This is a genomic window from Agrococcus sp. AC640b (assembly GCF_979255995.1).
On record NZ_CEEDMM010000044.1, the window covers coordinates 138,380 to 163,734 of the forward strand.

Annotated in this window: 21 protein-coding genes; 18 read left to right on the forward strand and 3 right to left on the reverse strand. The window is 72.4% G+C overall.

From position 1 onward, the window contains the following. Positions 1-28 precede the first annotated feature (28 nt). From ACZ6H8_RS15820 to ACZ6H8_RS15845, 6 genes are all read left to right on the forward strand, one after another. On the forward strand, positions 29-1,825 hold the full coding sequence (locus ACZ6H8_RS15820) for an ATP-binding cassette domain-containing protein (protein ID WP_464147894.1): 1,797 nt from the start codon (positions 29-31) through the stop codon (positions 1,823-1,825). Between the two features lie 109 nt (positions 1,826-1,934). Next, on the forward strand, positions 1,935-4,613 hold the full coding sequence (locus ACZ6H8_RS15825) for an HtaA domain-containing protein (RefSeq protein ID WP_464147895.1): 2,679 nt from the start codon (positions 1,935-1,937) through the stop codon (positions 4,611-4,613). Positions 4,614-4,781: 168 nt separating this feature from the next. Beyond that, positions 4,782-5,669 carry a heme/hemin ABC transporter substrate-binding protein gene (locus ACZ6H8_RS15830; RefSeq protein ID WP_464147896.1) on the forward strand — a complete coding sequence of 296 codons (888 nt, stop codon included), beginning with the start codon at positions 4,782-4,784 and terminating at the stop codon, positions 5,667-5,669. Beyond that, positions 5,666-6,829 (forward strand): FecCD family ABC transporter permease, encoded by a 1,164-nt coding sequence (locus ACZ6H8_RS15835; protein ID WP_464147897.1) that lies wholly within the window; start codon positions 5,666-5,668, stop codon positions 6,827-6,829. The genes ACZ6H8_RS15830 and ACZ6H8_RS15835 overlap by 4 nt, the downstream gene beginning before the upstream one ends. Then, positions 6,826-7,623, forward strand: a complete 798-nt coding sequence (locus tag ACZ6H8_RS15840) for an ATP-binding cassette domain-containing protein (protein WP_464147899.1) — start codon at positions 6,826-6,828, stop codon at positions 7,621-7,623. The genes ACZ6H8_RS15835 and ACZ6H8_RS15840 overlap by 4 nt, the downstream gene beginning before the upstream one ends. Positions 7,624-7,626: 3 nt before the next feature. Continuing rightward, a complete protein-coding gene (locus ACZ6H8_RS15845; RefSeq protein ID WP_464147900.1) occupies positions 7,627-8,316 on the forward strand; it encodes a biliverdin-producing heme oxygenase in 690 nt (229 codons plus the stop codon). 76 nt (positions 8,317-8,392) lie between these two features. Here ACZ6H8_RS15845 and ACZ6H8_RS15850 read toward each other — a convergent pair whose 3' ends face one another. Further along, on the reverse strand, positions 8,393-8,944 hold the full coding sequence (locus ACZ6H8_RS15850; RefSeq protein WP_464147902.1) for an ArsR/SmtB family transcription factor: 552 nt from the start codon (positions 8,942-8,944) through the stop codon (positions 8,393-8,395). 65 nt (positions 8,945-9,009) lie between these two features. Between ACZ6H8_RS15850 and ACZ6H8_RS15855 the strand changes: the two genes are divergently transcribed. From ACZ6H8_RS15855 to ACZ6H8_RS15890, 8 genes are all read left to right on the forward strand, one after another. Continuing rightward, positions 9,010-10,278 (forward strand): MFS transporter, encoded by a 1,269-nt coding sequence (locus ACZ6H8_RS15855; protein WP_464147904.1) that lies wholly within the window; start codon positions 9,010-9,012, stop codon positions 10,276-10,278. Positions 10,279-10,328: 50 nt separating this feature from the next. Next, positions 10,329-11,009 carry an MtrAB system response regulator MtrA gene (gene mtrA, locus ACZ6H8_RS15860; RefSeq protein WP_464147905.1) on the forward strand — a complete coding sequence of 227 codons (681 nt, stop codon included), beginning with the start codon at positions 10,329-10,331 and terminating at the stop codon, positions 11,007-11,009. A gap of 10 nt (positions 11,010-11,019) precedes the next feature. Next, positions 11,020-12,624, forward strand: coding sequence for an MtrAB system histidine kinase MtrB (mtrB, locus tag ACZ6H8_RS15865; RefSeq protein WP_464147906.1), 1,605 nt, complete (start codon positions 11,020-11,022; stop codon positions 12,622-12,624). Next, entirely contained in the window at positions 12,621-14,264 is a 1,644-nt protein-coding gene (locus ACZ6H8_RS15870) for an LpqB family beta-propeller domain-containing protein (protein WP_464147908.1), read from the forward strand. The genes mtrB and ACZ6H8_RS15870 overlap by 4 nt, the downstream gene beginning before the upstream one ends. Positions 14,265-14,343: 79 nt before the next feature. Next, positions 14,344-14,967 carry a ComF family protein gene (locus tag ACZ6H8_RS15875; RefSeq protein ID WP_464147909.1) on the forward strand — a complete coding sequence of 208 codons (624 nt, stop codon included), beginning with the start codon at positions 14,344-14,346 and terminating at the stop codon, positions 14,965-14,967. Between the two features lie 112 nt (positions 14,968-15,079). After that, positions 15,080-15,715 (forward strand): ribosome hibernation-promoting factor, HPF/YfiA family, encoded by a 636-nt coding sequence (gene hpf / locus ACZ6H8_RS15880; RefSeq protein ID WP_464147911.1) that lies wholly within the window; start codon positions 15,080-15,082, stop codon positions 15,713-15,715. Positions 15,716-15,844: 129 nt separating this feature from the next. Then, positions 15,845-18,715, forward strand: a complete 2,871-nt coding sequence (gene secA, locus ACZ6H8_RS15885; RefSeq protein ID WP_464147912.1) for a preprotein translocase subunit SecA — start codon at positions 15,845-15,847, stop codon at positions 18,713-18,715. 1 nt (position 18,716) lies between these two features. Further along, on the forward strand, positions 18,717-19,193 hold the full coding sequence (locus ACZ6H8_RS15890) for an FBP domain-containing protein (protein ID WP_464147913.1): 477 nt from the start codon (positions 18,717-18,719) through the stop codon (positions 19,191-19,193). A gap of 27 nt (positions 19,194-19,220) precedes the next feature. Here ACZ6H8_RS15890 and ACZ6H8_RS15895 read toward each other — a convergent pair whose 3' ends face one another. Together ACZ6H8_RS15895 and trhA are read right to left on the reverse strand one after the other, a co-directional pair. Further along, complete coding sequence (locus tag ACZ6H8_RS15895) at positions 19,221-20,315, reverse strand: trypsin-like serine peptidase (protein WP_464147914.1); 1,095 nt, start codon at positions 20,313-20,315, stop codon at positions 19,221-19,223. A 115-nt stretch (positions 20,316-20,430) separates the two neighbouring features. Continuing rightward, positions 20,431-21,177: a PAQR family membrane homeostasis protein TrhA gene (gene trhA, locus ACZ6H8_RS15900; RefSeq protein WP_464147916.1), complete on the reverse strand. Its 747-nt coding sequence runs from the start codon at positions 21,175-21,177 to the stop codon at positions 20,431-20,433. A 72-nt stretch (positions 21,178-21,249) separates the two neighbouring features. Between trhA and uppS the strand changes: the two genes are divergently transcribed. The 4 genes from uppS (at position 21,250) to ACZ6H8_RS15920 (ending at position 25,301) form a co-directional block, all read left to right on the forward strand. After that, the gene (gene uppS, locus ACZ6H8_RS15905; protein ID WP_464147917.1) at positions 21,250-22,020 is read left to right on the forward strand and encodes a polyprenyl diphosphate synthase; all 771 of its coding nucleotides are present in this window, start codon (positions 21,250-21,252) and stop codon (positions 22,018-22,020) included. Positions 22,021-22,293: 273 nt separating this feature from the next. Then, positions 22,294-23,619 carry a PhoH family protein gene (locus tag ACZ6H8_RS15910; protein WP_464147919.1) on the forward strand — a complete coding sequence of 442 codons (1,326 nt, stop codon included), beginning with the start codon at positions 22,294-22,296 and terminating at the stop codon, positions 23,617-23,619. Positions 23,620-23,750: 131 nt separating this feature from the next. Further along, positions 23,751-24,299: a prepilin peptidase gene (locus ACZ6H8_RS15915; protein ID WP_464147920.1), complete on the forward strand. Its 549-nt coding sequence runs from the start codon at positions 23,751-23,753 to the stop codon at positions 24,297-24,299. 102 nt (positions 24,300-24,401) lie between these two features. Continuing rightward, positions 24,402-25,301 (forward strand): MetQ/NlpA family ABC transporter substrate-binding protein, encoded by a 900-nt coding sequence (locus tag ACZ6H8_RS15920; RefSeq protein WP_464147921.1) that lies wholly within the window; start codon positions 24,402-24,404, stop codon positions 25,299-25,301. Positions 25,302-25,355 lie beyond the last annotated feature (54 nt).

Sequence of the window (25,355 nt, forward strand, 5' to 3'; positions counted from 1 at the left end):
GCCCGGGCGCGCCTACGCTGGGAGGGACATGGCACATCTCCTCAGCGCTGAGCGCGTCCGGCTCGCGCATCCCAACCGGCTCGTGCTCGACTCCGTCTCGCTCGGCCTCGACGACGGCGACCGCATCGGCGTCGTCGGACGCAACGGCGACGGCAAGTCGACCCTGCTGCGCCTGCTGGCAGGCACGCTCGCACCCGACGACGGTCGCGTCACGCACCGCGGAGGCTTGCGGGTCGGGATGCTCGACCAGCGCGACGTGCTCGACGGCGACGGCACCGTCGGCGCGACGATCGTCGGCGACCGCGAGGAGCACGAGTGGGCGGGCGACGCCCGCATCCGCGAGATCGTCGCGGGCCTCGCAGGCGACGTGCCGTGGGATGCGACGATCTCGTCGCTCTCCGGCGGGCAGAAGCGTCGCGTCGCGCTCGCGCGTCTGCTCGCCGGCGACTGGGACGTGCTGCTGCTCGACGAGCCCACGAACCACCTCGACGTGCAGGGCATCGCATGGCTCGCCGACCACCTCGTGCGCAGGGTCGGCGCCAACAGGGGTGCCCTCGCGGTCGTGACCCACGACCGGTGGTTCCTCGACGCGGTGTGCACGATGACGTGGGAGGTGCACGACGGCATCGTGGAGCCCTTCGAGGGCGGCTACGCGGCGTACGTGCTGCAGCGCGTCGAGCGCGACCGCATCTCGCGCGTCACCGAGGTGAAGCGCCAGAGCCTCATGCGCAAGGAGCTCGCGTGGCTGCGGCGCGGCGCGCCCGCCCGCACGGCGAAGCCGAAGTTCCGCATCGAGGCGGCGACGCAGCTCATCGAGGACGTGCCAGAGCCCCGCGACCGCATCGCCCTGTCGCAGCTCGCGGCGACGCGGCTGGGCAAGGACGTCGTCGACCTGCGCGACGTGTCGGTGTCGTACGACGACCGCACGGTGCTCGACGACGTCACGTGGCTCATCGCGCCGGGGGAGCGCACCGGGATCCTCGGCCGCAACGGCGCAGGCAAGTCGACGCTGCTGCAGCTCGTCGCGGGCACGCTCGCCCCCACGTCGGGACGCGTGAAGCGCGGCGTGACCGTGAAGGTCGCGCAGCTGAGCCAGGAGCTCGCCGAGCTGCAGGAGCACGAGCACGAGCCGGTGCGCACCGTCATCGGGCGCCTGCGCACGTCGTATGCGTCCGGCGGCGACGAGCTGACGCCCGGGCAGCTGCTCGAGCGGCTCGGCTTCCGCTCCGACGAGCTGTCGACGCCCATCCGCGACCTCTCGGGCGGGCAGCGGCGCAGGCTGCAGCTGCTGCTCATCCTGCTCGACGAGCCGAACGTGCTCATCCTCGACGAGCCGACGAACGACCTCGACACCGACATGCTCGCGGCGCTCGAGGATCTGCTCGACTCGTGGGCCGGCTGCCTCATCGTCGTCAGCCACGACCGGTACCTCATCGAGCGCGTCACCGATCAGCAGCGTGCCGTGATCGACGGGCAGCTGCGCCACCTGCCTGGCGGCATCGAGGAGTACCTGCGGCTGGAGGCGGAGGCGGCGAGCCTGCGGGGCAGGGCGGCCTCGCCCATGGATGCGACGGGCTCGGCGCCCGGTCGCGAGCGGGTCTCGGGAGCGGAGCGCAGGCAGCTCGAGCTCGAGGTGCGCAGCCTCGAGCGTCGCGTGCAGAAGACGACCGAGCGACGGGAGACGCTGCTGGCGGACTTCGCGCTCGTCGACCAGAGCGACTACGACCGACTGCTGTCGATGCAGCGCGAGCTCGCGGATCTCGACGACCGACTCGCCACGCTCGAGGAGGAGTGGCTGGAGGCGGCGGACCGCCTCGAGGCGTAGCGCGCAGACGAGGGACTGGCGCGCGACGCGCATGTCAGGTTAGGTTAGGCTCACCTAACGTCGCGAGGAATCCTCGCGACGCATCCCTCTCACATCACGGAGATCTCGCATGCACTCAGCCATGCCCGTGCGCCGCCGTGCGCTCGCGACGATCCTCTCGGCGCTGCTCGTCGCAGCCGGCGCCGTCGGAGTCGTCGCGGCACCGCCCGCATCCGCAGCCACCCAGGACGTCGCAGCAGCGACGCTCGACTGGGGCGTCAAGCAGTCGTTCCGCTCCTACATCGCAGGTCCCATCGCGAACGGCTCGGCGACCCCGGCCGGCGGCGTCGTCGCCACCGCCGACGGCTACGCCTGGTCGGCAGGCGCAGGCTCCGCCGACGCCGCGACCGCCTCGGCGCTCGTGTCGCTGCCCGGCTCGCTGCAGTTCGTCGGCCACGGCGGCCTGCTCGACCTCACCCTGACCGACGCACGCGTCGAGATCGTCTCGGCGACCGAGGGCTACCTCGTCTTCGACGTCGCCTCGAAGGGCCTGCAGTCGGGCACGATCGAGCAGTACCCGGACACGCGCTTCGCGCAGATCGACCTGTCGGGGCTCGTCGTGGGCGCCGACGCGATCTCGATCGCGAGCGCGCCGTCGACGCTCACCGCTGCGGGCGCGGCAGCCTTCGCAGGCTTCTACGGCGAGGGCACGGCCCTCGACCCCGTGACGTTCACGCTGCCGCTCGTCGCGGCTGCCGAGCCCGAGCCGACCGACCCGGGCACCGAGCCCGGCGACCCGGGCACCGATCCGACGGATCCCGGCACCGACCCAGGCGACCCCGGCACCGACCCGACGGATCCCGGCACCGACCCGACGGATCCCGGCACGACGCCGACGACCCCTGCCGACCCGACGCACGACGTCGCGGGGGCCGCGCTCGACTGGACGTTCCACGCCGGATGGCTGCGGTACCAGAGCGCAGCGGGCGAGATCACCGCAGCCGACGGCGCCGTCTTCCACGGCGCAGCCGAGGGCTTCTCGTGGACGGATGGCACGGGCGTCGTCGACGCCGCAGCGCAGTCCGCGCTCGTCGCGCTTCCGGGCACCATCGGCTTCCTCGCCCACGGCGGTGCCATCGACATCGACCTGACGAACCTGCGCATCGAGCTCGTCTCGGCGACCGAGGGCTTCCTCGTCGTCGACGCGACGTCGTCGACGAACGGCACGCAGCAGGACCTGCGTCTGGCGACGATCGACCTCTCGGGTGCCGTCTTCGGCGACGACGCGGTGACCGTGACCGACGCTGCGACGGCCATCACGGCAGAGGCCTCGCCGATCTTCACGTACGCGGCGGGCACCTCGTTCGGCACTGCGACGTTCACGCTGCCGCTCACCGCCATCGAGGCCCCCGTCGACCCGACCGAGCCGGGCACCGACCCGACCGAGCCGGGCACCGACCCGACGAACCCGGGCACCACGCCCGGCCTCGGCGTCGCAGGGGCCACGCTGCAGTGGGGCATCAAGTCGTCGTTCCGCAGCTACGTCCAGGGCCCCATCGCGAACGGCACGATCACCCCGTCGGGTGGCGTGCGCCTCGACGCGACGGGCTTCTCGTGGGCGAACGGCACCGGCGTGGCCGACGAGGCAGCGGGCACGGCGCTCGTGGCCTACCCCGGCCAGATCCGCTTCACCGGTCACGGCGGCCAGCTCGACCTCACGATCAGCGACGTGCGACTGCGCATCGATTCGGCGACGCAGGCGACGATCGTCGCCTCGACCGTGTCGCGGTCGCTCGGCTCCACGGAGTACGTGACGCAGACGGGCATCGACTTCGCGACCGTCGCGATCTCGAGCCCGGCAGCGCGAGACGCCGCCGCGGCAGCCGTCGCGGCAGGCACGCTCACGATCGCGAACGCTCCCGCGGTGCTCACGGAGCAGGGCGCGGCCGGCTTCGCGGGCTTCTACGCGGCGGGCACCGCGCTCGACCCCGTCTCGGCGACCCTGCCGATCGCGACGGTCGAGCAGCCGCAGCAGCCCGGCACCCCGGTGCAGCCGCAGCAGCCGACTCCCATCGAGGCGCCGATCGTGACGCCGGCTCCCGTGCAGGTCGCGCCGGCGCAGGGGTCGCCCGTCGCCGCAGCGCAGCAGCAGTGCACCGCGACCGCCGTCAGCGGCGCGACGCTGCAGTGGGGCATCCGCTCGTCGTTCCGCTCGTACATCTCCGGCGGCATCGCGAACGGCGGCTGGACGACGTCGGGCGGCATCGCCGACGCCGACGGCGGCTTGCAGTGGTCCGGTGGCTCCGGCGCGATCCAGCTCGACGAGGGCACGGGGCTCGTGAGCCTGCCTGGCAGCATCCACTTCACGGGTCACTCGGGCGCGCTCGACCTCACGATCAGCGACGTGCGACTGCGGCTCACGGGCCCGTCGTCCGGCACGATCGTCGCCGACGTCGTCTCGAAGGGCCTGGAGGACGGGCAGCTGCACACGTACGACGACGTCGCGTTCGCGAGCCTGGCGTTCTCGTCGACCGTCTCGGGTGACGCGCTGCGCGTGCAGGGAGCGACGGCGACCCTCACGGCCGCCGGCGCCGAGGGCTTCGCGGGCTTCTACGACGCAGGCGAGGCGCTCGATGCCGTGTCGTTCACGCTGCCGCTCGGCGGCGAGGTCGAGTGCTCGTCCGCGACCGGCACCCTGCCGCAGACCGGCTCCGAGCAGCGCGTCGACGTGCTGCTGCCGATGCTCGGCCTCGCGTTCGCCCTCATGGGCGGCGTGCTCGTGGCGCGCCGGAGGCTCGCCCGCGCATGAGGCGCCTCACCGCAGGCGTCGCCCTGCTCGTCGTCCAGCGCTGCAGCCGGGGAGCAGGACGCGCCCGCAACCTCCGAGGCGTCGACCGCGTCGTCGACGCCTGCCGCCGAGCCGCAGCCATCGACGGTCGATCCGCGCACGCTCACGGGCCCGTCGACCGCTGCGACGGTGGCTGCGCCGCAGCCGATCGCCGACCCCGAGCCGCAGCTGCCCGTGACCGCGACGGGCGTCGACGGCGTCACGGTCGACGTCGCCGACGTCTCCCGCACGCTCGCGCTCGACCTGTACGGCACGCTCACCGAGACCGTCATCGCGCTCGGCCTCGCCGACACCCTCGTCGGCAGGGCGAACACGAGCACGGAGTCGGTCGTCGCCGACCTGCCGGTCGTCACGCAGAACGGCCACGAGCTGCAGGCCGAGGCGATCCTCGACCTCCAGCCCACCTTCGTGATCATGGACGACACCATGGGCCCGCCCGAGGTGCCCGAGCAGCTGCGCGCATCCGGCGTGCCGGTGCTCGTGGTCTCCTCGGAGCGCGGCGTCGACCTCATCGCCGAGCAGATCCTCGTCGTGGCAGGCGCGTTCGGCGTCGCCGACGCGGGTGCCGTGCTCGTCGACGACCTCGAGGCGAGGCTCGTGGCCGCCGAGGACCGCGTCGACGCGCTCGCAGGCGACTGGGATCCGCTGCGCATGGCGTTCCTGTACGTGCGCGGCACGGGCTCGGTGTTCTTCGTCATGGGCGAGGGCTCGGGGGCAGACGACCTCATCGCGGCGATCGGCGGCGCGGATGCGGCGACGGGCGCGGGCGTGCAGGACATCGCGCCCGCGACGGCCGAGGCGGTGCTCGCGATCGACCCGGAGGTCATCCTGACGATGACGGGCGGCCTCGCCTCCACCGGCGGCGTCGACGGCTTCGTGGGGCGTCCCGGCGTCTCCGACACCGTCGCGGGGCAGACGCAGCGCATCGTCGACATGGCCGACGGCGAGGTGCTCTCGTTCGGTCCCTCGTATCCCGAGGTGCTCGTGTCGCTCGCGGAGGCGGTGTACGCACCGTGACGGCGGATGCGGCGGCAGCACGCGCGGCGGCGGGCGCGCAGCCCGCGCGGCGTGCGCCGTCGCACCCCGCGCCGCTCGGCCGCTACGGCGACGTCGTCGGGGAGCGCTCGCCGACGCGCGTGCCGAGCTCGCGAACCGCGACGACGACGATCGTGCTCGTCGCGCTGCTCGCCGTCGCGATCGTCGCGTCGACGCTGCTCGGCCAGTACTCGATGAGCCCGGCGGAGGTCGCGGCGTCGTTCGGGCGACGGCTGGGGGAGCTCGTCGGCATCGCGCCCGAGGCGGCTGCGACCCGCACGGACGGCGCGCTGTGGAACGTGCGCCTGCCGCGCATCGCCGCCGCGCTCGTGGTGGGGGCGGCGCTCGCGACCGCAGGCGCCATCACGCAGGGTCTGTTCGGCAACCCGCTCGCTGAGCCGGGCGTCATCGGCATCACCGCGGGCGCAGGCGTCGGCGCCGCCGTCGCGATCATCGCCTCGAGCGCCGCCGTCGTGGCATGGACGGTGCCGGCCGCCGCGTTCGTCAGCGGCATCCTCACGACCGTCGTCGTGCTCGCGCTGTCGTCGCGGCTCGGCGGGTCGGCGACGCTCGTGCTCGTGCTCGTGGGCATCGCGGTCAACGCCGTCGCGGGCGCAGCCTCCGCCCTGCTCATCTTCCTCGCCGAGACCACGAGCCGCGAGGCGATCGTGTTCTGGCAGATGGGCTCGCTCAACGGCTCGACGTGGGCGGGCCTCGCGCCCGCCGCGGTGGTCGTCGCGCTCGGGCTCGTCGTCGCGCAGCCGCTCGCGCACGGCCTCGACGCGCTCGCGCTCGGCGAGCGCGACGCGAGACGCGCAGGCCTCGACCTGCGCACGTTCCGCGCGGTCGCGGTGCTGTGCGCGGCGCTGCTCGCCGCGGGAGCCGTCGCGATCGGCGGCATCATCGGCTTCGTCGGGCTCATCGTGCCGCACGTGCTGCGCCTGATCGTCGGCCCGAGCCAGCGCGTCGTGCTGCCGCTGTCGGCGATCGCGGGGGCGCTGCTGCTCGTGGGCGCCGACCTCGGCGCACGCACGCTCGTGCCGTTCGTCGACCTGCCGATCGGCGTGCTCACCGCCGTCGTCGGCGGGCCGCTGTTCCTCGTGCTCGTGCGCACGCGGCTGCGCACGGCGGTGCCGTCGTGACCGTCGTGGTCGAGGGCCTGCGGGTCGAGCTCGGCGGCCGCGCCGTGCTGCACGACGTGGCGATGGAGGCCGAGGCAGGTGCCATCACGGTGCTCGTCGGCCCGAACGGCTCCGGCAAGTCGACGCTGCTGTCGGCGATCGCGGGAGACCTGCCGGTCGCTGCAGGCAGCATCCGCATCGCAGGTGTCGATGCCGCCTCCCTGTCGCCAGGCGACGCCGCCCGTGCACGCGCGGTGCTGTCGCAGCACCACGGCGTCGCGTTCGACTACCCGGCACGCGAGGTCGTCGCCCTCGGCAGGCACGCGTGGCGCGACGGCGAGTCGGCGGCGACGCGCGACGCGATCGCGCTCGCGGCGCTCGTCGAGACCGAGGCGGAGGCGTACGCAGGCCAAGGGGTGCTCACGCTGTCCGGCGGCGAGCGCTCGCGCGTGCAGCTCGCGCGCGTGCTCGCGCAGGATGCCGGCGTGCTGCTGCTCGACGAGCCGACCGCGGCGCTCGACCTGCGGCACCAGGATGCCGCGCTGCGCATCGCGCGCGACGTCGCACGACACGGCGGCACCGTCGTGCTCGTGCTCCACGACCTCGACGCGGCCCTCGCCGTCGCCGACGCCGTGGTGCTGCTGGAGGCGGGGCGCGTGCGTCGCGCCGGCCACCCCGACGACATCGACGAGGAGGTGCTCACGCAGGTCTATCGGCATCCTGTCGAGATCGTGGAGCATCCTCGAAGCGGCAGGCGCATGGTCGTGCCGCTCAGGACGGGCGCCCTCGCGCCCCGACCCCGAAGGGAGGCGTGACGCATGCACGCCGACGCTCCAGCCACCGACGCCCACGCCAGCACGCACGCGCCCGGCACCGACGAGGTGGGCACGCTCTCGACGCGACTGCGCGAGGCGACCGCGATCGTGCACGAGGAGGCCGAGCACCGCGGCTTCGTCACGGCGCTCATGAGCGGCGAGCTCGGGCTCGGCGACTACCGCCTGTACCTGGCCCAGCTCGAGCACGTGTACGCGGCGATGGAGTCGCGCACGCCGCAGGCCGGCGACCCCGCGTTCCTCGCCGATCGCGGGCTCGATCGCGCCGCGGCCATCCGCGCCGACCTCGAGGCGCTCGGCGGCACGGTGGGCGTGCCGATCCTGCCTGCGACGGAGGAGTACGTCGCGCGCGTGCTCGCCGTCCGCGGCGATGCGCCGGCGTTCACCGCGCACCACTACACGCGCTACCTCGGCGACATCTCGGGTGGGCAGGTGATCGCGACGATGCTCAAGCGCCACTACGGCGCCGGCGACGAGCACGTCACGTTCTACGACTTCGCCGCCGCCGGCGGGCCCGTGCCGATCCGTCGCGCATACCGCGCGGCGCTCGACGCGATGCCGTGGGATGCCGACGAGGAGCGGCGCCTCGTCGACGAGGCGAGGCTCGCGTTCGCGCTCAACGCGGGCATCTTCGACGCGCTGTGGGCGATCACGCAGGCACGCGACGCCGCGTAGCCACGGAGCCGCGGCGCGCCGCGGCCTGCTGCGCGACGGCTGGGCGACACGGCCTCCGGCCGGGCAGCGAACGTCGTCACCGCGCCGTCGGGCCGTCCTGCTGGCGATCGGGGTGCACGGCGAGGAACACGCTCCACGACGTGCGCTCGACGTCGGGCTCGGTCTCGCGCCTGGCCATGAGATCGCGCACGATCTCGGCCGTGCGGGACCAGTACTCGTGCAGCTCGTCCTGCGAGAGGCGCAGGCCTGCGCGCATGATCCCGAGGTCGTCGGGCGCGAGGCCCTCGATCTCCTCGAGGAACGTGCGCACGATCACGTCGGAGGTCGAGGTCTGCTCGTCCTGAGTCCACGTGAGTCGCGTCGCGAGGTAGGGGATCTCGCGTGCGCCGCGTGCGCCGCGGCGCGGCTCCTGCGCAGCGAGGTAGCCGGTGTCGACGAGCGTGCGCACGTGGTGCAGCATCGATGCGGGGTTGCGGTCCAGCAGCACCGCGAGCTCGCGGTTCGTGCGCGGCTCGTGCAGGCACAGGCGCAGGATGCGCCAGCGGATGGGGGAGCCGAGCGCCTTCGCGCGCGCCTCGAGGCTCGCGGCCGCCGCGTCGTCGTCGGGCTCGATGCGCGGCTCGCTCATGCCTCCATCGTCGCATCGCCGAGCAAGCGATTGGGGAAACCCAATCAGTGTGTCATCATCGACGCATGGGACGCAGCAGCGTGTGGAGGCAGCCGGGGTTCGTGCTGCTGTGGGCGGGCGAGGGCACGAGCCAGCTCGGCGCGCAGCTCGCCGGGCTCGCGATGCCGATCGTCGCCGTGACGATGCTGCACGCGACCGACGCCGAGATGGGCTACCTGAACGCGGCCCAGACGGCGGCGTTCCTCGTCGTCGGGCTGCCGGCGGGCGCCTGGCTCGACCGCATGCGCAAGCGGCACGTCATGATCGTCGCCGACCTCGTGCGTGCCGCGGCGATCGCCGTCATCCCGCTGCTCGCCGTGCTCGGCCACCTCGAGATCTGGCACCTCGTGGTCGTCGGCGCCGTCGTGGGCGTCGCGACCGTCTTCTTCGACGTCGGCTACCAGTCGTTCGTGCCCGTGCTCGTCGCCGACGAGCACGTCGGCGACGCCAACGGCGTGCTCGAGGCCACGGCGCAGACGATGCGGCTCGGCGGACCCGCGCTCGCAGGCGCGCTGCTGGGCATCCTCGCCGCGCCCGTCGTGCTGCTCGCCAACGTCGCAGGATTCCTCGTGAGCGCCCTCGCGCTGTCGGGCATCCGCGACGGCGAGGTCGTGCGCCCGAAGGCCGAGCGCAGGCACCTGCTCGTCGAGATCGCCGAGGGGCTGCGGTTCGTCGCCGCGAACGACCTGCTGCGCCGCATCGTCGCGACGGTCGCGCTGTCGAACCTCGGCTCGATCATCATCTACACCCTGCTGCCCATCGCGATCCTGCGCATCCTCGGCATCGACGCGCTGCTGTTCGGCGTCATCCTGTCGATCGGCGCGGTCGGCGGCCTGCTCGGCTCGATCCTCGCGACCCGCATCGCCAGATGGATCGGCGAGGGCCCGGCGATCACGTGGTCGGTGGTCGTCTTCGCGCTCGCGACCGTGCTGCTGCCGCTCGCGGTGCTCGTGCCCGAGGCGTCGATCGCGCTCCTCATCGTCGGCGAGGCCATCTTCGGCTTCACGGTGCTCGTGTTCAACATCGTGCAGGTCACCGCGCGTCAGCGACTGTGCCCCAAGCCGCTGCTCGGCCGCATGAACGCGTCGATCCGCACCGTGGTGTGGGGCGTCATGCCCATCGGCGCGCTGCTGGCAGGGCTCCTGGGCACGGTGCTCGGCACCGTCGAGGCGATGTGGGTCGGCGTCGCCGTCGGATTCCTCGCCGTGCCGCCGTTCCTCGTCAGCGGGTTCCGCACCATGCGCACGCTGCCGACCCGCGCGGAGGGCGCGCAAGAGGTCGTCGCGAGCCGGTGACCAGACGCTGAGGTGCGCTCGGGTATCGTTGCGGCCGCGAGAGGAGCCCGATGCCCACGATCCTGGTCGTCGACGACGACACCGCCCTGGCGGAGATGATCGGCATCGTGCTGCGCGCCGAGGGGTTCGACCTCGAGTTCTGCCCGGACGGCGGCGACGCGCTCGACCGGTTCCACGCCGTGCAGCCCGACCTCGTGCTGCTCGACCTCATGCTGCCCGGCATGGACGGCATCCAGATCTGCCAGCTCATCCGCGCCGAGTCGGGCACGCCCATCATCATGCTCACCGCGAAGGGCGAGACGACCGACGTCGTGCGCGGCCTCGAGTCGGGCGCCGACGACTACATCGTGAAGCCCTTCAACCCGAAGGAGCTCGTCGCCCGCATCCGCACGCGCCTGCGGCCGGGCCGCGAGCCCGACCAGACGACGCTCAACGTCGCCGACATCACGATCGACGTGCCCGGTCACGAGGTGCGGCGCGGCGACGCGCGCATCCAGCTCACGCCGCTCGAGTTCGAGCTGCTCGTCACGCTCGCCTCGAAGCCCGCGCAGGTCTTCAGCCGCGAGATGCTGCTCGAGCAGGTGTGGGGCTACCAGTACAAGGCAGACACGCGCCTGGTGAACGTGCACGTGCAGCGGCTGCGCTCGAAGATCGAGCTCGACCCCGACGAGCCGCGCGTCGTCACGACCGTCCGCGGCGTCGGCTACCGCGCCGGCGCGGTCGCAGCCTAGGCGCGCAGCGATGCAGGCGGTGAGGCGTTCGCTGCCGCAGCGTCTCGTCGGCACGTGGCGCAGGTCGCTGCAGCTGCGGATCGTCGCGACGAGCGTGCTGCTGTCGCTGCTGGCGATGGCCGTCGTCGGCGGCTACATGTCGATCTCGATCGGCGCGAGCATCTTCGAGCAGCGCCGCGACGAGGCGCTGCTGGAGTCGGTGCGCGCGACGGGTGCGGCGCAGCAGGTCTTCACCGACGCCGCAGGCTCGTCGACGACCGGCGAGCTCGCGCAGCTGCAGGAGACGGCGCTGCAGGCGGGCGCGGGCTTCATCTCCAACCCGGCGCTCGCCGCGTACGCCATGCTGCGCACGCCCGACCAGGCGCAGTCGGCCGTCGACCTCGGCGACACGCGGGTGCGCGGCTTCGACGACTCGCTGCTCACCCCTGAGCTCGCCGAGCGCGTCGCGGCATCCGACGGCACCCCGTACTACCAGTCGGTGCAGCTCGAGACGGCGGAGGGCACCGTGCCCGGCCTCATCGTCGGCACGCTGCTGGAGGTGCCCAGCGCCGGGCAGTACGAGTTCTACATCGTGCACAGCCTCGAGGAGGCGCAGGTCACGCTGCAGCGGATGCAGACGACGATGGTGATCGGCGGCGTCGCGCTGCTGGCGCTCGTCGCGCTCGTGACCCTCGTGGTCGTGCGCATGGTGGTGGCGCCCGTGGAGCAGGCGGCGGCGACGAGCGCGCTGCTGGCCAGCGGCAGGCTCGACGAGCGCATGGCGGTGCGCGGCGACGACGTGCTGGCGCGCCTGGGTCGCTCGTTCAACGACATGGCCGACTCGATCTCGAGCCAGATCTCGCGTCTCGCGGCGCTGTCGAACCTGCAGCAGCGGTTCGTCTCCGACGTGTCGCACGAGCTGCGCACGCCGCTGACGACGATCCGGCTCGCCGGCGACGTGCTCTACGACCGACGCGAGTCGCTCGATCCCGTCGCAGCGCGCACGGCCGAGCTGCTGCACACGCAGATCGACCGCTTCGAGGTCATGCTCGTCGACCTGCTCGAGATGTCGAGGTTCGACGCAGGGGCCGCGACGCTCGAGATCGAGCCGACCAACGTTGTGCGCCTCGCCGAGACCGAGATCGAGTCGGTACGGCTGCTGGCGGAGGAGCGCGGCTCGGCCGTTCGGCTCGTCGCCCCGGGTGGCCACTTCGACGCCGAGGTCGACCCGCGTCGCATCCGCCGCATCCTGCAGAACCTCCTCGGCAACGCCATCGACCACGGCGAGGGCCGCCCGATCGTCGTGTCTGTGGACTCCAACCACGACGCCGTGGCGATCGCGGTGCGCGACCACGGCGTCGGCATGACCGAGGAGGAGTCCGGGCGCGTCTTCGACCGGTTCTGGCGCGCCGACCCGTCGCGGCAGCGCCGCACGGGTGGCACGGGACTCGGCCTCGCGATCAGCCAGGAGGACGCCGTGCTGCACGGCGGCGTGCTCGACGTCTGGTCGCGCCAGGGCGAGGGCACGGCGTTCCGCCTCACCATCCCGCGCGGCGGCGCGCGCGACGTCGTGCCGCCCATCGGCCTGCCGCCTGCCGACACCGGGGCGATCGAGATCGTGGAGGGCCGCGCATGAGGATGTCGAGGGCCGTGGTGGCGATCGCGGCGACGCTCGCGCTCGTCGGCTGCGTCGGACTGCCGACGTCCGGGCCGGTCTCGGCCGGCGAGGTCGAGGAGGGCACCGAGGTCGGCGACGTCGAGTTCATCGCCGAGGGGCCGACGGACGGCGCGACGCAGGAGGAGATCGTGCAGGGCTTCCTGCAGGCGGCGCTGAGCCCCGCCGACGACTTCTCGATCGCGCGCGACTACCTCGTCGACGGCGTCGAGTGGGATCCGACCGCGAGCGTCACGCTGCGCTCCGGCCAGCCGCAGCTGACCTCGACCGACGACTCGACGGTCGAGGCGGCGATCGACGTCGTCGGCGCCGTCGACGAGCACGGCGCCCCCCCCCACGACACCGCCAGGCGCACGTTCGTGCTCGTGCAGCAGGGCGGCGAGTGGCGCATCGCGGATGCGCCGGACGGGCTCGTGCTCAGCAGGTACAGCTTCGATCGGCTCTTCGACGCCCAGACGCTCGCGTGGTACTCCGAGGACAGGGCGACGTTCGTGCCCGACGTGCGCTGGTTCGAGCGCTCCGGCGACGCGCTGCCGTCGGCGATCGTCGACGCCGTGCTCGCCGGCCCCGCCGCGTGGCTCGCCCCCGCCGTGTGGACGGCCGCCGACCCCGACGCCGTGCGCGTGGGCGACGTCGTGCTCGACGAGGAGGTCGCCGAGGTCACGGTGTCGTTCGAGCAGGTGCAGGAGTCGAGCAGCGTCGAGCTGAGCATGCTGGCGCTGCAGATCCAGCAGTCGATGGCGAGGCTCGGCGTCACCGAGGTCGTGGCGGCCATCGACGGGGTCGAGGGGTACTCGGCGTCGTCGCGCGATGCGCCGGGCACCTCGTCGCCCGTCGTCGACGCGCGAGCGCTCGTGCTCGCCGACGACGAGCTCGCCTACGTGGGCCAGGGGACGTCGGACGAGGTCGACCTCGGCGTCGACCTCGGTGCCGCCGGCATCTCGTCGCTCACGGTGCGCGACGACGACGGCCTCGCCCTGGCGCTCGCCGACGGCGAGGTGCTGCGGATCGTGCCTGGCCAGGAGCCCGTCGCGCTCGACGCGTCCGTCACGATCCCTCCCACGCTCGATCGCGCAGGCTGGGCGTGGTGGGTGCCGGATCCCGCGACGCAGGCGATCGTCGTCTCCGACGGCCAGCAGGAGCTCGTGCTGGCGCTGCCTGACGTGCAGGGCACGATCCGCGACATCGAGCTGTCGCGCGACGGTCATCGTCTCGCGATCGTCACCGAGGTGGCGGGCGGCACGGCGGCGTGGGTCGCCGGCGTCGTGCGGCAGGATGGCGTGCCGGTCGCCGTCGCTCCGCCGCAGCGCATGCCCCAGGTCGTCGGCGCGCCGATGGACGTCACGTGGGCGTCGGGCACCGCGATCGCGGTGCTCTCGACCGCAGGCGACGGGCAGCAGCTCGTGCTGCTCACCGTCGGCGGCGCGACGCAGCAGCTGCCGACGCCGCAGGACGACCTCTCGCAGCTCGCGGGCGGCGTCGGTGCGGCCGCGGTGCTGCGGGCGCGCTCCGCGGAGGGCGAGCTCATCGTGCTCCGCGCTGGGCAGTGGCAGGAGGTCGGCGACCTCGCCGACGTGCAGCTGGTCGTCGTGCAGATCTGACGTCCCGCACAGGCTGCGGCATCCACAGCATGGGGCCCGGGCTGCTCGCGAGGCTGCAGCGCGCGCGAGGGTGTCGTGCATGCATGCTGCGCTCCGCGAGGCCCTCGGCGTGCTGTGGCCGCGCGAGTGCGCCGGCTGCGGCGCACCCGACCGTGGCGTGTGCGCCGCGTGCGCGAGCGCGTTCACGGCGACGCACGTCGACGACGCCCTCGCGGTGCCGATGGTGTGGGCCGCGTCGTACGACGGCGTCGCGCGCGCCGTCGTGCTGGCCGCGAAGGAGGACGGCCGTGGCTGCGCGCTGCGGCTGCTGGCGTCGACCCTGCGGCGGCTCGTCGAGGCGGCGTGCGCCGACGAGGCGGCCATGCCGCTCGCGGTGCTCGTGCCCGCCAGCCGCGAGGGCACCCGCAGGCGCGGCGTCGTGCCGGTGCGCCAGCTCGCCAGAGGCGCGCACCTGCGGTGGGTCGAGCTCGCGCAGGTCGACGCTCGGCAGCAGAAGCGTCGCGGGCGCGTCGAGCGGCTCGAGCGCTCCGCGCTGCACGTGCGCACACGCGACGCGCGGCGGCTCGCCGGTGCGCGCGTCGTGGTGGTCGACGACGTCGCCACGACGGGCGCGACCCTGCGCGAGGCCGTCGCGGCCGCACGCTCGGCAGGCGCCCACGTCGTCGCAGCGGTCGTCGTGGCACGCGTGCCGCGACATGGCTGACGCATGGACGGATGCTGGACACGAGCGGGCATCGGCCCGCTAGGCTGGCCCGCACCCAAGGCGTCATCCGCCACCGACCGGGGCGGATCGCCTGATCAGGTTGGAGGTCACCGTGGACATCGAGATCACCGCCCGAGGGGCACGCATCACCGATCGCTTCGAGGCGTACGCCGAGGAGAAGCTCGACAAGATCGCGTTGCTGCTGCCCCGTGCCACCTCGATCGCGATGCGCGTCTCGCGCCACGCCGATCCGAACGCGACAGCGGGCGGACGGGTCGAGATCACCGTGCTCGTGCCGGGGAGCGTGATCCGGTCGGAGGCCGAGGGGCCCGACAAGTACATCGCCTTCGACGCCGCGTTCCACAAGCTCATGGAGCGGGCGCGCCGCATCCACGACAAGAGCACCGACCGCACCGCGAAGCGGGCGTCGGTGCGCGAGATCGCCTCCGGCGACTTCCGCGGCCTCGACGTGACCCCCGCCGACGTGTCGGTGCTCACGGCGGTCGCGACGGGCGAGGTGCCCGTCGTCGACGAGGAGCAGGAGTGGTCGCCGGTCGTCATCCGCCGCAAGCGCTTCCCCTCGAAGCGCATGTCGGTGCACGAGGCCGTCGACCAGATGGAGCTCGTCGGACACCCGTTCTACCTCTTCGTCGACGCGGAGACCGACCAGTGCGCCGTCGTCTACCGCCGCAAGGGCTGGTCGTACGGCGTGATCACGCTCGACGGCGAGGACGACGCCGACGACTGATCCATCCAGGCAGCGCGGCGCCGGCGTTCCGCCCATGGCGGACGTCGGCGCCGGTGCGTCCAGGCCGAGCGGGGTAGCATGGACCCTCGGTTATCGAACCGTTACATCCATCGAACGGGAGAGACATCCGTGGCGAACGTCTTCGAGCGAGTCCTGCGCGCAGGAGAGGGACGGATCCTGCGACGCCTCCAGCGGCTCGCGAAGGACGTCGACGCCCTCGAGTCCGGCTTCGCAGACCTCACCGACGAGGAGCTGGCAGACGAGACCACCGAGTTCCGCGCGCGGTTCGAGCTCGGCGAGTCCCTCGACTCCATGCTGCCCGAGGCCTTCGCCGCCGTCCGCGAGGCGGCGAGCCGCACGCTCGGCATGCGCCCGTACTCGGTGCAGATCCAGGGTGCAGCAGCGCTCCACCTCGGCAACATCGCAGAGATGAAGACCGGTGAGGGCAAGACCCTCGTCGCCGTGGTCGCCGCCTACCTCAACGCCATCCCCGGCAAGGGCGTGCACATCGTCACGGTCAACGACTACCTCGCGAGCTACCAGGCGGAGCTCATGGGTCGCGTGCTGCGCGCCCTGGGCATGACCACGGGCTGCATCGTCTCGGGGCAGACGCCCGACGTGCGTCGAGAGCAGTACGCCGCCGACGTCACGTACGGCACGAACAACGAGTTCGGCTTCGACTACCTGCGCGACAACATGGCGCACCAGAAGGAGGCGATGGTCCAGCGCGGCCATCACTTCGTCGTCGTCGACGAGGTCGACTCCATCCTCATCGACGAGGCGCGCACGCCGCTCATCATCTCCGGCCCCGCCGCAGGCGAGGCCAACAAGTGGTTCGGCGAGTTCGCGCGCATCGTCAAGCGGCTGAAGCCCGACGTCGACTACGAGGTCGACGAGAAGAAGCGCACGGTCGGCGTGCTCGAGCCCGGCATCGAGAAGGTCGAGGACACCCTCGGCATCGAGAGCCTCTACGAGTCGGCGAACACGCCGCTGATCTCGTTCCTCAACACGGCGCTCAAGGCGAAGGCGCTGTTCAAGAAGGACACCGACTACGTCGTGCTGAACGGCGAGGTGCTCATCGTCGACGAGCACACGGGGCGCATCATGCAGGGGCGCCGCTTCAACGAGGGCATCCACCAGGCGATCGAGGCCAAGGAGGGTGTGCAGATCAAGGCCGAGAACCAGACGGTCGCGACGGTCACCCTGCAGAACTACTTCCGCCTCTACGAGAAGCTCTCGGGCATGACGGGAACGGCCGAGACCGAGGCCGCCGAGTTCATGTCGACCTACAAGCTCGGCGTCGTGCCCATCCCCACGAACAAGCCGATGCTCCGCAAGGACAACGCCGACCTCGTGTACGCGACGGTCGAGGGCAAGTTCCGTCACGTCGTCGACGACATCGTCGAGCGGCACGAGCAGGGCCAGCCCGTGCTCGTGGGCACGACGAGCGTCGAGAAGAGCGAGTACCTGTCGGCGCAGCTGCGCAAGCGCGGCGTGAAGCACGAGGTGCTCAACGCGAAGAACCACGCACGCGAGGCTGCGATCGTCGCGCAGGCGGGTCGTGTCGGCGCCGTCACCGTCGCGACGAACATGGCCGGTCGAGGCACCGACATCATGCTCGGTGGCAACGCCGAGCACCTCGCCGTGCAGGCGATGGAGGAGCGCGGGCTCAGCCCCGTCGAGACGCCCGAGGAGTACGAGGCGGTCTGGGACGAGGTCTTCGAGCAGGTGAAGGCCGAGGTCGCGACGGAGGCCGAGAAGGTGCTCGCCGTCGGCGGGCTGTACGTGCTGGGCACCGAGCGGCACGAGTCGCGGCGCATCGACAACCAGCTGCGAGGCCGCTCCGGCCGTCAGGGCGACCCTGGCGAGAGCCGCTTCTACCTGTCGATGCAGGACGACCTCATGCGACTGTTCGGCGGTCCCGTCGCGCAGCGCTTCCTATCGATCGGCGCCGACGAGGACGACGACGTGCCGCTCGAGTCGAAGGTCTTCTCCCGGGCGATCCGCTCGGCGCAGGGGCAGATCGAGGCGCGCAACGCCGAGATGCGCAAGAACGTCCTCAAGTACGACGACGTCATGAACCGCCAGCGCGAGTCGATCTACGCCGATCGCAGGCACATCCTCGACGGCGACGACCTGCAGGGCCGCGTGCAGGGCTTCCTCGAGTCGGCGATCAAGGACCTCGTCGACGAGCACACGTCGGCGGGCCACGCCGACGACTGGGATCTCGAGGCGCTGTGGACCGAGCTGCGCACCATGTACCCGGTGGGCATCACGATCGACGAGGTCATCGCCGAGGCCGGGCCTCGCCTCACGTCGCAGTTCATCGCCGACGAGCTGCTCTCGGACGCCCGACTCGCCTACGGACGTCGCGAGGAGCAGCTGACGCCCGCCGCGATGCGCATGCTCGAGCGCCGCGTCGTGCTGAGCGTCATCGACCGCAAGTGGCGCGACCACCTGTACGAGATGGACTACCTGCGCGAGGGCATCGGCCTGCGCTCGATGGCGCAGCGCGACCCCGTCATCGAGTACCAGAACGAGGGCTTCACCCTCTACCAGCAGATGATGGCGGCGATCCGCGAGGAGTCGGTCGGCTTCCTGTTCAACCTCGACGTCAAGGTGCAGCAGGGCGCGGGCGGCACTCCCGCCGCCGTCGAGGGCGGTGGGCTCGAGCCCGCCGAGGACGACAGCTCGAAGCTGACGTACTCGGCTCCCGACGAGGACGGCGAGGTCGCGGTCTCCGACCAGCGCGGCCGCACCCTGCAGGGCGCCACGAACCTCGCGAAGCAGAAGTCCGGCAACCCGGCGACGGCTGCTGCTGCGCAGGCGCCCGCCGAGACGGGGCAGTCGCGCCAGCAGCGCAGGCAGCCGCCGAAGGCCCAGCCCGCGCGTCCGCAGCAGCCTGCGCAGAAGGGTGCGTTCGGCCAGGCGGAGCAGGGCGAGACGGCGAAGGCGCCCACGGGCAACCGCGAGCAGCGACGGAAGCAGAAGAAGCGCTGACGTGCAGCCGCTGACCGAGGAGCAGATCCGCTCGTCCTTCGTCAACGCGACCGAGCAGCAGCTCGCGCAGCTGACGATGCCCGGCCTGCACGAGACGATCTGGGAGGAGCGGGAGTACCTGGGCTGGCGCAGCCCGCACTCCGGCAGGATCGGCTACATCGTGCAATGGCTCGGCGGCGAGCCCGTCGGCCTCGTCGTGCGGTCGTCGACGGCGTCGCTGCGGCCGGGGATCGCCGCGATGTGCACCCTGTGCCACTCGACGCAGCCTGCGACGCAGGTGCGGCTGTTCACGGCGCCGCGCGCAGGCGAGGCCGGGCGCGCAGGCGACTCGCTGGGCACGTACATCTGCGAGTCGCTGTCGTGCTCGCACTCGATCCGCATCGTGCCGCCGCACATGGCAGCCTCCGACCGCGTCGCGCAGCGCGGCGAGGCGATGCTCGCTCGGCTGGGCGCCTTCACGCGCCGCGTCATGGCCTGATGCGGGCTCGGCTCCCCGCCTGCCGTCTCAGCCCTGGATCGCCACGAGTCCGTTGAAGGCCGTGACTCCCAGCGGGGGCCCGTATGCGTCGACCGAGCCGCCGTTGGAGTAGACGGCCGTGACGAGGCCAGCGCCCGTGGCGGGATCGACGTTCGACACCCATCCGCTGCCGGAGGCGCCGCCGCCCATCTCGCAGTCGACCCCGAGGTTCGGGTCGCCGCCGACGCCGTACGTGACGGTGGAGTCGGCGCAGTAGCGTTGCACCTCGCCGTCGAACGGCTCGGGCTCCGCGGGGTAGCCGGCGAGCACGAGGCCGTTCGTCTCGGCCTGGTAGCTGACGCCCTGGCCGCCCACGACGTCCTCGATCTCCTGCCCGGCGTCGTTGGGTGCCAGACGCAGGTAGCCGAAGTCGAAGCCCATCCACCCGTTGTCGTCGAGCCCGTCGAGCCAGCGGTCGTTCGCGGTGATGTACTGCTCCGGGTACCACCAGTCCTCCGCCTCCCACACGCCGAACGGCGCGGCACCGTCGTCGTAGGCGGGGGTGAAGGTGATGGATCGCATCTCGCTGCGGGTGTCGTCGCTGAACACGCAGTGCGCAGCCGTCAGCACGACGTTCTGCGTCTCGGAGTTGATGACGGTGCCCGAGCAGGTGTACTGGCCGCCCTCGTCGTCGGTCATCTCGAGTCGGCCGACGGTCGACTGGATGAGGTCGCCGGCGAGCGAGGGCGCGGCGTCCGGCAGGTACTCGTCGCCGGCGGTCGTGTCGGCCAGGCCGGCCGCCGCCTGCACGAGCGGCTCGCCGCGCGTGGGCGGCAGGATGACGTCGGTCGCGGCGTCGGGGACGTAGCCGGCGCTCGTGATGGGGCTCTCGCCCGCGTAGTAGTCGCCGACGTCGTCGGGGGTCGGGTCGGCGTCGGCCACCGGCTCGTCGGGCTGCACGAAGTCGGCGGGGTCGACCGTCTCGGTCGGCTGCGCGCTCTGCGTCGGCTGCGGCTGCGGCTGGGTCGTCGGCGGCGGCGCGGGCACGGGCAGCGGAGGCGGCAGGATGACGCAGCCGCCGAGCGCGACGACCGCGAGGCAGGCGAGGACTGCTGCGACGCGTGCGCGGCGAGCGTGTGCCATGGGACTCCCATCCGAGACGGACGAGCAGCATCGTACGTCCGGTCGGTGGGGAGTCAGCCGCATGCGCGGCACGCGTCCGCTGCGCGTCACCCTCGACGACGCGTGCGGGCGTCGCTCAGAACGCCACGAGCAGGATCGCCGTCCAGTGGCACAGGAACGCGACGGCGGTGCAGGCGTGGAAGAGCTCGTGGAAGCCGAAGTGGCCGGGCACGGGGTTCGGGCGCTTCAGGGCGTAGAAGACGGCGCCGACCGTGTATGCGAGGCCGCCGACGCCGATGAGGATCGCCGTCGCGGGACTCACCGACCAGATCGCGGGCAGGTACATGACGGCGGCCCAGCCGAGCGCGATGTACAGCGGCACGTAGAGCCAGCGCGGTGCGGAGACCCACAGCACGCGGAACAGGATTCCGAGCACCGCGCCGCCCCACACGATCGACAGCAGGATCGTCGCCTGCTCTCTCGACAGCGTCAGCACGGCGAGCGGCGTGTAGGTGCCTGCGATGAGCAGGAAGATGTTCGAGTGGTCGAGGCGCTTCAGCAGCATGCGCATCCGGTCGCTCCAGTGGAAGCGGTGGTACGTCGCGGAGATGCCGAACAGCAGCAGGCTCGACGCCATGAAGACGGCGGACGAGATCTTGCCGGCCGCCGTGTCGGCGAGCGCGACGAGCACGATGCCCGCGATGAGCGCCAACGGACCCATGACGAGGTGGATCCACCCGCGCCACGACGGCTTCTCCTCGCGCGCGGAGGCGGCGACGGCATCGCCTGCAGCCTCGATGAGCGGCAGGTGGGGGAGCGCGTCGGCATCGCCGTCGCCGGACGCGGAGGCCGCGCTGTCGCGGCGGGGCGAATCGGTCTGCATGCTCATAGCGTACGCCGTACGCAATGCCGTCTCCATGATGGATCGAGCACGCGGGAGTCGTACATTGGGACGATGGCGACGAGACGGGGCGGCACGGGCATCCTCTACCGCGCGTACGAGCGCCGCCTGCGACGCGAGCTCGCAGGCGGCCCCGTGCCGACCCACATCGGGATGATCATCGACGGCAACCGCAGGTGGGCTCGCCTGAACGCGCTCGAGAGCGTCGGTCACGGCCACCGGGCGGGCGCGGCGAAGATGCACGAGTTCCTCGAGTGGTGCGACGAGCTCGGCGTCGACGTCGTCACCCTCTACCTGCTCTCCAACGACAACCTCGCCGGCCGCGACGCGGCAGAGCTCGACGACCTGTGCGCGATCATCGCCGACCTCGCCGACGCGCTGTCGACGGGCACGGGATGGCGCATCCGGCACGTCGGGTCGCCGGCCGCGCTGCCGGAGGCGCTCGCGACCGCGGTGGGCGCCGCCGTCGAGCGCTCCCGCGACGCTCCCGGCATGCAGGTGAACCTCGCGGTGGGCTACGGCGGACGGCACGAGGTCGTCGAGGCCATCCGACGCATCCTCGAGTCGCACGATGGCACGACGCACGAGCTCGCTGAGCGGCTGAGCCCCGAGCTCATCGGCGAGCACCTGTACACGACGGGGCAGCCGGATCCCGATCTCGTCATCCGCACCTCGGGCGAGCAGCGGCTGTCGGACTTCATGCTGTGGCAGTCGGCGCGCAGCGAGCTGTACTTCATGGAGGCGCTCGGACCGGACCTGCGCGAGGTCGACTTCCTGCGCGCCGTGCGCGACTACGGCCAGCGGTCGCGGCGCTTCGGCCGCTGAGCGGGCACGCTCCGATGCTGCCCCACCCGCTCCTCGAGGTGCGAGCGAAGCGAGCCTCGAAAGCGCTGCACGACCGGCACGCGAGCCCACCGCTCCCGCCCCGTGTGACGAGCATGTGAACACGCCGAACGCGTGGCGTGTCGCTGCGTGCCGTGTCGGAGCCCGGGCGTAGCGTCAGCCTCAGTCGGGCATACGCCCGGCACCCACCGCGGCCGCGACGCCGTGAAGGGAGGCGGCCGCCTGAAGTCCCGACCGAGTCGGTGAGGAGCCCACGTGCCCGAGGCCATCCACGCCCCCGAGATCGACGACCAGCTGCAGACCGCGCAGCGCACCTACGTGCTCGACACGTCCGTGCTGCTGTCCGATCCCGGCGCGATCCACCGCTTCGCGGAGCATTCGGTCGTCATCCCGGTCGTCGTCATCGCAGAGCTCGAGAAGAAGCGCCACGACCCGGAGATCGGGTACTTCGCCCGCCAGGCGCTGCGCAACCTCGACGACCTCCGCATCGCCCACGAGCGGCTCGACTTCCCCGTGCCCACCGACGGCGGCGGATCGCTGCGCGTCGAGCTCAACCACACGAACCCGCAGGTGCTGCCCTCCGGGCTGCAGCTGGGTGACAACGACTCGCGCATCCTCGCCGTCGCGCGCAACCTCGCGGGCGACGGCCTCGACGTGTGCGTCGTGTCGAAGGACATGCCGATGCGCGTCAAGGCCGCGTCGATCGGCCTCGCCGCCGAGGAGTACCTCGCGGAGCAGGCCGTGGAGTCCGGGTGGACGGGCACCGCGGAGGTCGCGCTCTCCGGCGACGAGATGGCGACGCTGTACGAGCAGGAGCGGCTCTCGACGCAGCTCGTCGACGGCCTGCCCCTCAACACGGGGCTCGTCATCACGTCCGAGCGCGGCTCGGCGCTCGGCCGCGTCACGGCCGCAGGCACCTTGACGCTCGTGCGCGGCGACCGCGACGTCTTCGGCGTGCACGGCCGCTCGGCCGAGCAGCGGCTCGCGATCGACCTGCTGCTCGACGACGAGGTGGGCATCGTCTCCCTCGGCGGCTCGGCGGGCACCGGCAAGTCGGCGCTCGCGCTCGCTGCGGGCCTCGAGGCCGTGCTCGAGCGGCGGCTGCACAAGAAGGTCATCGTCTTCCGCCCGCTCTACGCCGTCGGCGGCCAGGAGCTCGGCTACCTGCCTGGCGACAAGGACGAGAAGATGAACCCCTGGGGGCAGGCGATCTACGACACCCTCGGGGCGCTCGTGAGCGACAACGTGCTCGAGGAGGTCGCGGCGCGCGGCATGCTCGAGATCCTGCCGCTCACCCACATCCGCGGGCGCTCGCTGCACGACGCGTTCGTGATCGTCGACGAGGCGCAGTCGCTCGAGCGGGGCGTGCTGCTCACGGTGCTCAGCCGCATCGGGCAGAACTCGCGCGTCGTCCTCACCCACGACGTCGCGCAGCGCGACAACCTGCGCGTCGGCAGGCACGACGGCGTCGCGAGCGTCATCGAGACGCTCAAGGGCAACGCGCTCTTCGGGCACGTGACGCTGCAGCGCAGCGAGCGCAGCCGCATCGCCGCGCTAGTCACGAGCCTGCTCGACAGCTAGTCGAGCCCGAGGCCGTCCATCCATCCACCGACCTCACGCACGGGGCCCGCATCCGTCAGGATGCGGGCCCTCGTGCGTCGCCTGTGGATGCGGGGCGAGGCTGTGCGTGCCGCCCGGCTACCGTGCCGGGCATGCAAGAGGTCGTCGACGCGTCCGCTCGGCGCGTGCGGCTGCTCGACGTCGTGCTCGGCATCGCGTGCGCCGTGGGCGTCGCGGCGCTCGGTGCCCGCGCGGGCTGGCACGTGGAGCCGGGCCTCGGCGCGGTCGGCCTCGTCGCGTCCGCGCTCGTCGCGCCAGCGCTGACGCGCATCGACGTCGCCGTGCGGCGGCTGCCGAACGTGCTCACGGTGCCGCTGCTCGGCGTCGGGCTCGCGTGCGCCGCACTCGCCGTGCTGCGCGGCGCGTGGGCGGGGCCGGCGCTCGCGATCGTCGTCGCGCTCGTGCTGGCCCTGCTGTGGTGGACGGGCGGCATGGGCGCCGGCGACGTGAAGCTCGGCGCTGGGCTCGCGCTCGCCGCCGCCCCCATCGGCTGGTGGGTGCCGCTCGCGGCGCTCGCGGTGGCGTTCGTGCTCGGCGGGGGCGCCGGGGTGGTGGCGCGGGTACGGGGTGCCGACGCGGTGCCGTTCGGGCCCTGGCTGCTCGTCGGCACCGGTCTCGCGCTCGTCGCAGCAGCGGCGTAGGCGACGCGTGCGTTGCGCTGTGTGACGACGGGATTCGTCGTTGACCCTGCGCGGTTCCTAGCGTTGGTGCCACCCCCAAGGACCCTTCCCAGGAGCACCACCATGTCGACCTTCGCGCGATCCCTCGCAGCGGCAGCAGCCGCATCCACCCTCCTGCTCGCCGGCTGCGCAGGCGGTGCAGGCGCCGCCGACGACGCCGAGCTCGGCACCGAGGGCAACCCGGTGCGCCTCGGCGTCGTAGGCGCCTCCGACCCGTACTGGGCCGAGTACGAGGAGGCCGTCGCCGACGAGGGCATCGAGCTCGAGGTCGTCGACTTCACCGAGTACACGCAGCCGAACCCCGCGCTCAGCGAGGGCGACCTCGACATCAACCAGTTCCAGCACATCCAGTACCTCGCCGACTACAACGTGTCGTCCGATCAGGACCTGCAGCCGCTCGGTGCGACGGCGATCTACCCGCTGGGCCTCTACTCGACGCAGTACGACTCCGCAGACGACATCCCCGACGGCGAGACGGTCATCGTGCCGAACGACACCGTGAACCAGGCGCGCGGCCTGCTCGTGCTGCAGTCGGCGGGCCTCATCGAGCTCGCAGACGGCGGCTCGCCCTTCTCGACGCTCGAGGACGTCGAGGGCGGTTCGCGCGTCGAGGTGCAGGCGCTCGACGCCGCCCTCACGGCAGGCTCGCTCTCGGAGGCGGCAGCGGCGATCGTGAACAACGACTTCCTCGACCAGGCCGACCTCACGGAGGAGGAGGAGATCGCGGCCGACGACCCGTCGGACCCCTCCGCGCTGCCGTACGTGAACATCTTCGCCGTTCGGGCCGACGACGTCGACTCCGAGGTGCTGCAGCGCCTCGTCGAGGTCTACCAGACGACGCAGGCCGTGACCGACGGCGTCGTCGAGCAGTCGGGCGGCACGGCCGTGCTCGCCACGACCCCCGTCGACGAGCTGCAGTCGTCGCTCGCCGACGTCGAGCAGTCGATCCGCGACGAGCAGTAGACCAGCATGCGATCGCGGGCGCCGAGATCCGGCGCCCGCGTTCGCGCGTGCGCA

Coding starts and splice junctions, on each gene's coding strand:
- ACZ6H8_RS15820 (WP_464147894.1), top strand. CDS start 29: ATGGCACATCTCCTCAGCGCTGAGCGCGTCCGGCTCGCGCATCCCAAC.
- ACZ6H8_RS15825 (WP_464147895.1), top strand. CDS start 1,935: ATGCACTCAGCCATGCCCGTGCGCCGCCGTGCGCTCGCGACGATCCTC.
- ACZ6H8_RS15845 (WP_464147900.1), top strand. CDS start 7,627: ATGCACGCCGACGCTCCAGCCACCGACGCCCACGCCAGCACGCACGCG.
- ACZ6H8_RS15850 (WP_464147902.1), bottom strand. CDS start 8,944: ATGAGCGAGCCGCGCATCGAGCCCGACGACGACGCGGCGGCCGCGAGC.
- ACZ6H8_RS15855 (WP_464147904.1), top strand. CDS start 9,010: ATGGGACGCAGCAGCGTGTGGAGGCAGCCGGGGTTCGTGCTGCTGTGG.
- mtrA (WP_464147905.1), top strand. CDS start 10,329: ATGCCCACGATCCTGGTCGTCGACGACGACACCGCCCTGGCGGAGATG.
- mtrB (WP_464147906.1), top strand. CDS start 11,020: ATGCAGGCGGTGAGGCGTTCGCTGCCGCAGCGTCTCGTCGGCACGTGG.
- ACZ6H8_RS15870 (WP_464147908.1), top strand. CDS start 12,621: ATGAGGATGTCGAGGGCCGTGGTGGCGATCGCGGCGACGCTCGCGCTC.
- ACZ6H8_RS15875 (WP_464147909.1), top strand. CDS start 14,344: ATGCATGCTGCGCTCCGCGAGGCCCTCGGCGTGCTGTGGCCGCGCGAG.
- ACZ6H8_RS15895 (WP_464147914.1), bottom strand. CDS start 20,315: ATGGCACACGCTCGCCGCGCACGCGTCGCAGCAGTCCTCGCCTGCCTC.
- trhA (WP_464147916.1), bottom strand. CDS start 21,177: ATGCAGACCGATTCGCCCCGCCGCGACAGCGCGGCCTCCGCGTCCGGC.
- uppS (WP_464147917.1), top strand. CDS start 21,250: ATGGCGACGAGACGGGGCGGCACGGGCATCCTCTACCGCGCGTACGAG.
- ACZ6H8_RS15915 (WP_464147920.1), top strand. CDS start 23,751: ATGCAAGAGGTCGTCGACGCGTCCGCTCGGCGCGTGCGGCTGCTCGAC.
- ACZ6H8_RS15920 (WP_464147921.1), top strand. CDS start 24,402: ATGTCGACCTTCGCGCGATCCCTCGCAGCGGCAGCAGCCGCATCCACC.